This is a genomic window from Pseudarcicella hirudinis, from assembly GCF_900115665.1.
In the GTDB taxonomy this organism is placed as follows: Bacteria; Bacteroidota; Bacteroidia; order Cytophagales; family Spirosomataceae; genus Pseudarcicella; species Pseudarcicella hirudinis.
Genome location: NZ_FOXH01000016.1, coordinates 1 through 7,206, shown reverse-complemented (window position 1 = coordinate 7,206; position 7,206 = coordinate 1). Strand labels below are relative to the sequence as shown.

The following is a 7,206-nucleotide window of genomic DNA, read 5'->3' as shown; positions in this document are numbered from 1 at the left end:
ACCCTATGTGCCCTATGTTCCTATGTGGTTACAAATCAGAGCATAATTCCTATGTTCCCTATGTTCCTATGTGGTTACAGGTTCCTGATTTTTAAAATACTCAATCTTATCAGAAAAAACCCGGAGTTTCTTTAGTTGTAATCAATATTGTCTTTTTTGTTGATTTATAAGTCTTTTTTGCACTATCGATGGCAGAATTATTGAATAGCACTGAATACAAGTACGTGTTATTTATGTATTTACAATATAACTAATTATGAAACAAACATTACAACAGATGCTTTCTACAGGTGTTGTTATCCAAGCTAAAAGACCGCCACAACGCTGGCTATTGGCCTTGCTTTGTTTAGGAAGCTTAATGTTCAGCGCCCGGCTTAGCTACGGGCAGGGGTATATTCAGGCCTCTACCTATCTGGGAGGCTCTGGTAGTGAAAATTCTGCCCCCATTACATATGTAGTAAATGGGGAGACCTATATCCTGGGTACGACCCCCTCATCTGATTTTCCGGTAACCACTGGTCCCGCTTATGGAGGGGGTAGTTCTGATCTGACTGTTACCAAATTGTCAGCAACAGGAGCTGTTGTATGGAGCAGATTCTTAGGTGGCAGTGGAGCGGAATCCTCCAATGGAATAGTCGTCAGTAATGGTTCTGTATTTATTTTAGGGGGAACCCAATCAACGAATTATCCGGTCACCAACGGGACAGCATATAGTAGTAGTAACTCCGGATTTTATACCAAGCTCGATGCTGTTACCGGCGCCATTCAGTTTTCTACCTATATGCCGGGTGGGGAGTTCATTAAAGTAGACAATGGATCTGCTTATATATTTAGAAGTGACGGCTTTAATGGCACCACATTTAGGATTTATAAATATGACGTTACGACCAATGCCCTGCTACTTCAGAAAACATTCAATTCTGGCTCAAACGGTAATTTTATAAGACAAGCGGAAGTAGTTGATGGTATTATCTATATGGCTGGTGAAACATACTATAATAATAATTATTATCCGACCACGGATGGAACTACGAGTGGAGGAGCGTATGAGGCTTTTTATACTAAGTTTGATGGTCGTACCGGCGAGGTTCTTTTCTCTACCATGCTGAATAATCAATGTCGTGGTCCTTTTATTACTTTTAACTCCCTTATTAACAACGCCTCTGAGTATTTTGATATCAAAGACGGTGGGGTGTATTTTTACGGCTATATAACGGGTTGTGCTTCAAAATTTGTTACCACAGATGGTAGCGCCATTCCCGCTAATCCGTGGACGGGGTTCTTCCTTAGAAAATACGACGCCATTTCAAACAAGATTCTTTACAGCAAAATCTTTAACTTATATTCTGGTGCAGTAAGGGTAGAAAACGGTATTGTTTATATGGGAAATAATACCAAATCTAATGATCACCTGGCCTTTACCAAACTAAATGCAGCCACCGGAGCCATTATTAGCTCCGGCTCCTTAAATTCTAATTCCAGCGAAAAACTGCTGGATGTGCAGGTCAAAAACGGAGATTTGTATTTGCTGGGAACTACGAAAGGAGATGCAACAAATACTTATCCGGTCACCAATGGTTCCACCAAAAAAGGAGCTGTAGATAGTACAGATTATGTCTTAACCAAAATTAACGCCCAAAATCAAATCTGTTATTCTACCTTTTTAGGAGGTAATAATAGTGAATACAATGGATCCTTATTGGTTGACAATGATTTTGCCTATGTGACCTCAATCTCCCGTTTAACGGATTATCCTGTCACTAATAGCAGTTCTAATAAAGGTGCATATGATTTTGTATGGACCAAGTTTAATATAAATCCGGCATCCAACTTTAGCGGAGACAATCTCACACCGGCAAGCCAAACCGTTTGTAAAAATAACAGCAGTGTTGCCACGCTGAGTGGACCAGCTTTTTCCATCTCTGGTAATAGCTTGCCCAATCTTTATCGTCAGGGAGTGGCTGAATCACAGACAACTATTGCCATGATGTATCAATGGCAGCAGGCATTATCAGCAAGCGGGCCCTGGAGTGATATTCCTGGGGCGATAAAGGTCAATTATACTCCCCTACATGCAGAAGGAGTCACCACCTATTACCGACGCTTAACTACTAATTGTGATTCCGTACTCAGTACCAGCTCAATAGCTACTGTAGCAGTGAATGCCAATACAGCTCCAACAATAAATGTCGGATCTGTAGTAAATACCTGTTTGGGCAGTACCACCCGTCTGGGCGGTTCACCCACTGCCACGGGCAACGGAGGAGCCACTATTGCTTCCTACCAATGGACACCAGCCGGGGTATATACGCCTAATAATGCCAGTGCCAACCCCACCGTCAGCCCTACCACTACAACTATTTATACCGTTTTGGTTACAGATAATAATGGCTGCCAGAGCCTGGGTCAGCAGCTGGTCAATGTATATAAAGCTGATGCCGGGCCGGATGCCAGCACTTGTGTGGGTAAAATCGTTCGAATAGGAGGGGCACCAATTCAGGGTCTTAGCGGGCTGACCTATAGCTGGTCTGCCTCACCAGCTGACCCTTCCATGAGCTGTACCAACTGTGCCCAGCCGGATGTACATCCAACCGCTGCAACTACCTATACCCTCACGATGACTATTCCTGTTACTGGTGGCGGTACTTGCAGCACAACAGATGTAGTGACGGTAACGCCGGTAGCCGCTCCTGTTACTCCTAATTTTGCAGGGCCTGATAAAACATTTTGCATAAGCGATTTGGATGCTTTCTTAGGTACGCCTAAAGAAAGCGGTTTTACCTATGTTTGGGCGCCGGGCAATTATTTACAATGGAATAATGTCTCTAGTACTAGATTTCAACCGGGCAATTTAGCTATGCCTAATCCCAACCCGATCAAATATTATCTGACGGCCATCAAACAAGGCTGTTCCTTTGTAGATTCAACCTATGCCTCAGTCATTGAAGCCAATGCAGGGGTAGATGGCTGCGGCCCCAGATATGTGGGTACGGCTGACCGTACACCTAATATCAATGAAACTTATAGCTGGACCAAGGTTTCCGGTCCGGGCAATTTTACCGGTGCTACTAATTTACCCATGGTACCAGTCAGCAGTTCGGGTGGTGGAAGCACTACTTACCGCTTAACGGTCAGCTACAATGGGACAACTTGTACGGACGATGTAGTAGTACCGCCTTGTGGTTGTGTGGTAGACATTGCTGTAGAAGCACCCTTTGTCTGTCCGAGTTTCGGGCTGAACGGCGGAGCCAACAGCGTGAAGCTGACAGCTACTGCAGGCGATATTTTCTCTTCCGATCCAAGTGTATTTACCTATACCTGGTCACCTAATGTAGGTTTATCTGCTTACAGTGGTCGTGAAGTTTATCTGACAGATAATGTGGAACGTACCTATACCGTGACCATGGGGAGTCCGTTCGACCCTAGTTTCAATTGTACCCGAACCATCCATGTCAACAATCCTGCCTGGAGTCTTCCGGTCTTTCAGGCCAAAGATGTAACTACCTGTCCGGGTATATCGGTAAGTATTGGCCAGCCGACGGTGGCGGGCTATTCATATGCCTGGACTGACCCACAGAAATACTTGAATGATACAACCCTTTCAAATCCTACGGCCATAGTAAGGGGCAGTCAGTACTTCCCTGTATTGGTAGTGGATGTGGGTTCAGGCTGCGTGGCTCGTGATACGGCTCACGTTATTATTACCGGCATGCCGGCTGGTATCGCTGGCAGCGACATTCAGATGTGTGGCTCAGGTACTGTGCAATTAGGTCAAAGTCCGCTTCCAAACGTCACGTATCTCTGGACGCCTGCGGCTTCTTACCAGCCCAACAATACGGCTGCGAATCCAACCATACCAGTAGCCGCTACGACCAGTTTTTATTTACAAGCCACAAATTCCGTGACGGGCTGTGTAGTAAATGATACAGTTAAAGTGACGGTTAAAAGTCCGGTAGCTCCCTTTAGTTTTACCAACCAGACTTATTGTCCGAGTACATCAGGAGCCATGCCACTACCGGCGGGTCCTTCGGGCATGGCTTCCTATAGCTGGTCACCCGCCAGTTTGGTGGTCAATCCCAAGAGCAACGGGCCAACGGCAACAACCCAGTCAACCCGCCCGGCCAGTGCTACAACTTTTACCTTGACTGTCACTAATGCTGCGGGCTGTACAGGCAGTGCTAATGTAACCTTTACGCCTTCTGTCATAGTGCCAACGGCAGGAGACAACAAAAGCATTTGTCTTGGTTCAACGGTTCAGCTGGGAGGTCCCTCAGCTGGGGGTACTTATGCATGGACGAGTTCACCAGCCAGTGGTGTTACAGGCCTGAGTTCTGCTGTTGTCTCCAATCCGGTCTTCAACCCTACGGCTGCAGGCACCTATGTATTTACAGTGACCCGTACTGATCCGGGCGGTTGCCGGACGACAGCCAACGTTACCATTACCGTCAATACCTTTACATTAACCAATGTAATGCCATCACCAACGGTATGTCAGAACAGTTGCGTACAGATCGGGACGAATGATGTGGTGTCAGGAACTCAATATTATTGGAATCCCAGCACGGGATTGAGTGACCCTGCTATTCCAAACCCTTATGCCTGCGTAGGTAATACTTCGCAGACCTATACACTGACGGGTATTGGGGCGAATGGTTGTCAGGCCAGTCAGACTATTGTGGTAGGGGTTAATCCAACTCCTGCCCCATCGGTTACGATACCTGATGTAACAGCCTGTTTAGCCGATAGTAAGGCTATGTTCAGTCCAAGCGTAAGTCCATCGGGTACATATAATTACCAATGGTCACCAAATGACGGAACATTGAATAACATTTATGCAGCCACCCCAACGGTAATTCTGACGGGAACAGGTACAAAAACATATAACTTAATAGTCACGAATACCTCAACAGGCTGTGCGACGACGGCCTCAGGAAGACTGAATGTAAACATTTGTAATACACCTTCCTGCGTGCCTCCATCAGGAGTTTCGGCTTTACCAAAGCTGCAAACAATTTGTGAGGGCGGCCCGGCAGGTGCTTATATTGCTTCGCCCGCTACAGGAGTAGAATACCAATGGTATGGTCCTCTGACAGACACCACGAGCAGTTTAGGAACAGGTATTGGCGGAGCGACATCAGCCAGCTATACTCCGAGTGGTACTGCCTTGACCACAGCGGGAACAAAATACTATGCCGTTAGGGTAAGCAACGCAGGAGATGCCACATGTTCTGATACAGCATATGTGAGATTGGTAGTAAATGCCAAACCGGCTATTGCCAACGGTACTGCAGCAATTTGTAGCGGAGAGTCGGTAGATTTGACGAGCAAAATCGCCAGTTATGCCACTTATCAAAGTCCGGTCTGGAGCATAGGAACGGCTGGCGGAACAGCAGTGACAAATCCGACGGTAGTAAAACCTACTGCAACAACAACCTATATTCTGGTGGCACAAAATGCCACAGGCTGTAAAGATACAGCACAAGTGGTAGTGACAGTTAATGCGAAACCAATAGCCGGAACAGATCAGAATATTTGTTCACCAGCCACGACAGCAAGTTTGACAGGTTTTAGTCCAGCAGGTGGAACATGGTCAGCACAAACGGGTAACCCGGCAGCAGCTGCCGTTACCAATGCGGGAGCAGTATCAGGTATGAGTGCTGTAGGTACGTATAAGTTTATTTATAGCTTGAATGGTTGTTCAGATACAGTTTCGGTAATTATCAAGCCTAAACCAGTAGCGGGAACAGATCAAAGCATTTGTTCACCAGCCACGACAACGAGTTTGACAGGCTTTAGTCCGGCAGGCGGAACATGGTCAGCACAGACGGGTAACCCGGCAGCAGCCATAGTAACGAATGCGGGAGCAGTAAGTGGTATGAGTGCTGCTGGAACGTATAAGTTTATTTATAGCTTGAATGGTTGTGCTGATACGGTTTCGGTAATAATCAATGCCAAACCAGTAGCGGGAGCAGATCAGAGTTTAGCCTGTGCGAATGCCTCGACGAATACGCTTCAAACGACAACGAGTTTGACAGGTTTTAGTCCAGCAGGCGGAACATGGAGTGCGATGGCTGGTAACCCAGCTACTGCGACAGTGACGAATGCGGGATCAGTAAGCGGGATGAATGTAGCGGGTGTTTATCAATTTATCTATACAGTTAATGGTTGTTCAGATACAGTGAGAGTAACAGTACAAGCTTGTGCTGGTTGTACGAAGCCTATTGCAGGAACAGACCAGAGTTTGTGTTCCCCAATGAGTACAACGAATTTGACGGGCTTTAGTCCAGCAGGCGGAACATGGTCAGCACAAACAGGCAATCCTGCAGGAGCGACAGTGACGAATGCGGGAGCAGTAACAGGTATGAGTGTGGTAGGGACGTATCGCTTTATATATTCAGTAACAAGTGGCGGACAAACATGTTCAGATACGGTTTCGGTAATTATCAAACCTAAACCAGTAGCGGGAGCAGATCAAAGCATTTGTTCACCAGCCACGACAACGAGTTTGACAGGCTTTAGTCCTGCAGGTGGAACGTGGTCAGCGCAGACGGGTAACCCGGCAGCGGCCACAGTGACGAATGCGGGAGCAGTCTCAGGCATGAGTGCAGCCGGAACGTATAAGTTTATTTATAGCTTGAATGGTTGTTCAGATACGGTTTCGGTAATAATCAATGCCAAACCAGTAGCAGGAACAGACCAAACACTTACCTCTCCAACGAGTACGACGAGTTTGACAGGCTTTAGCCCAGCAGGCGGAACATGGAGTGCGATGGCGGGAAATCCTGCCACAGCAACGGTGACCAATGCAGGAGCAGTAACAGGTATGAGTGCAGTAGGGACGTACCGCTTTATTTATTCAATAACAGCGAATGGAGTAGCGTGTTCAGATACAGTAGCCGTAACGATCAATGTGAAGCCAAGTGCAGGATTGGATCAGAGTTTGTGTTCGCCAATGAGTACAACGAATTTAACGGGCTTTAGTCCAGCAGGCGGAACATGGACAGCGCAGACGGGTAATCCGGCAGCGGCCACAGTGACAAATGCAGGAGCAGTATCAGGTATGAGTGCTGCAGGAACGTACCGATTCATTTATTCGGTGCCAAATAACGGATCAGATACGGTTTCGGTAATTATCAAGCCTAAACCGGTAGCCGGAACAGATCAGAATATTTGTGCACCAGCCACGACAACGAGTTTGACAGGTTT

The 7,206-nt window shown here is 46.7% G+C and carries 1 protein-coding gene; it reads left to right on the top strand.

Translation table 11 applies throughout. From position 1 onward, the window contains the following. Positions 1-256: 256 nt before the first annotated feature. The coding region (locus tag BM179_RS20955) for a PKD domain-containing protein (protein WP_143095289.1) at positions 257-7,206 on the top strand (6,950 nt) is incomplete at its 3' end.